General features: G+C 61.6%; 1 protein-coding gene. It reads right to left on the minus strand.

Annotated elements, in window-relative coordinates; translation table 11 throughout:
• On the minus strand, positions 1 to 1,605 hold a 1,605-nt coding region (locus IVA82_RS37555), incomplete at its 3' end, for a CusA/CzcA family heavy metal efflux RND transporter (RefSeq protein ID WP_247391048.1).
• Positions 1,606 to 1,709 lie beyond the last annotated feature (104 nt).

Here is a 1,709-nt window from a genome sequence, read left to right on the forward strand (position 1 = left end):
CGTCACGGGCTTGGACACCGTTAGGGCGATCATGGCCGGGACGAACGTCAACGACACGACGAAGGCCGCGCCGAGCGCGATTATGACGGTGAGCGCCATTGGCTCGAAGGTCTTGCCCTCGACGCCCGTGAACGTCAGCAAGGGGACGTAGACGAGGATGATGATGAGCTGACCGTAGACGGTCGGTCGGATCATCTCGGTCGCAGATTTGGTCACCGTCCGAAGCCGTTCGTCCAGGGACAGCGCGCGACCAAACTCGCGCTGACGCTCCGCGAGATGTCGAAGACAGTTTTCAGCGATGATCACGGCGCCGTCGACGATCAGACCGAAGTCCAAGGCACCCAGGCTCATCAGGTTCGCGCTGATCTTGCCCTGCAGCATGCCGGTTGCGGTCACCAGCATGGCGACCGGGATGACGCAGGCGGTCACCAGGGCGGCGCGCAGATTGCCGAGCAGCACGAACAGCACAGCGATGACGAGGAGCGCACCTTCGGCCAGATTGGTCGCCACGGTCTCAATGGTGGCGTCCACCAATTGCGTCCGGTTCAGCACGGTGTGGGCGTAGATGCCAGGGGGAAGCGTGCGGCTGACCTCCTTGATCTTTGCATCCGCTGCCGCCGCGACCGTGCGGCTGTTGCCGCCGATCAGCATCAGCGCCGTGCCCAGAACGACCTCGCGGCCGTTGACGCTGGCGCTACCCGTACGCAATTCCTTTCCGATCGTGACTTCGGCGACGTCCCTGACGCGGACAGGCACGCCGGACCGCGTAGCCACGACGATCTGTGAGATATCCTCAGCGTTTTCCACCCGGCCGCTGGCCCGGACCACATAGCCCTCGCCATTTTGTTCTATGTAGTTAGCACCGCGGCTGACATTGTTGGCCTCGATGGCGGCTATCACCTGGTTGAGTGACAGCCCGTAGCTGATCAGCCGAGACGGATCGGGCTGGACCTGGAATTGCTTGACGAAACCGCCGATCGCATCGGCGCCGGCAACGCCTGGGACCGTCTTCATCTGCGGGCGGACGATCCAGTCCTGCACGGTGCGCAGATAGACAGTGCGTTGAAAATCATCGGTCAGGCGTTCACCTTCGGGCGTCAGGTAAGTCCCGTCGGACTGCCATCCAGGTTGTCCATCACGCACCGGCGCAGTCTCGCCCGGTTTGGCGTATTCGACCGCCCACCAGTAGATTTCGCCGAGTCCTGTCGAGATCGGCCCAAGCTTGACCTCCACGCCAGGCGGGAGATTGGCCTTGGCCTCATTGATGCGCTCCGAGACCTGCTGGCGCGCGAAATAGATGTTGGTGCGGTCGGTGAAGACCGCCGTGATCTGGGCAAAGCCGTTTCGCGAAAAGGACCTTGTCGATTCCAGGCCCGGTGTACCCGCCAGCACCGTTTCCAGTGCGACCGTGACTTGTTTCTCGATCTCGACCGGGGTCATCGCCGGCGCAATGGCGTTGACCTGGACCTGAACGTTGGTGATGTCGGGAACGGCATCGATCGGAAGTTTTGTCAGCGACCATAAACCGGAGATCACCGTCGCCAATGTAATCAGCAGGATCAGCCATCGGCGCTTTACCGAAAAATCGATGATGCGTTCGATCATCGCTCAGTCCTCATCTTTCGGCTTCGAGAGTTCAGCCTTGAGCGAGAACGTATTCGTCACAGCAACGGTTTCGCCCGGCGTCAGGCCGGAGAGGATTTCGAGCG

Source organism: Bradyrhizobium sp. 142 (genome assembly GCF_023074015.1).
Taxonomy (GTDB): Bacteria; Pseudomonadota; Alphaproteobacteria; order Rhizobiales; family Xanthobacteraceae; genus Bradyrhizobium.